The 455-nt window shown below is 66.2% G+C and carries 1 pseudogene; it reads left to right on the forward strand.

Annotated elements, in window-relative coordinates:
* Nucleotides 1–95 precede the first annotated feature (95 nt).
* Nucleotides 96–455 (forward strand): annotated as a pseudogene (locus tag DVK07_RS21665) (hypothetical protein); the annotation flags it as partial.

Here is a 455-nt window from a genome sequence, read left to right on the forward strand (position 1 = left end):
CTCCGAGCACGGACTGCATCACCCAACGACGCGACGATGGAAGACGTGTTCGTCGAACTCACCGACGCCCGTGCCGACGACGGAGGTGACCGGCGATGAAGCGTCGGACGTTCGTGACTGCGAGCACACTGTCGGTCGCCGGTCTCTCCGGGTGTCTGGGTGACACCGAGTATCGAATCGCCGACACGGCTGTGGAGACGCCTCTGGAAGGGCTCTCGCTGTCAGTGGACCTCGCGGTCGCTGACGCGACGATCGAACATCCTGCGGCGCTCACGCTCTCGCTGGAGAACACGGCCGACGACCCGATTCGAATCCGGAGCTACGGCGTCTGGCCGTTCGGTGTGCTCGCACGCGCACCCTCGCTGACGCCCGGCGAAGACACGTGGAAGACGACGCTGTTCTCCCCGTCGTACGAGGCTAGCACCCGCGTCGAAGTCGGTCGCGGCGGGTCGTCA

Source organism: Halorubrum sp. Atlit-26R (assembly GCF_003666015.1).
Classification (GTDB): domain Archaea; phylum Halobacteriota; class Halobacteria; order Halobacteriales; family Haloferacaceae; genus Halorubrum.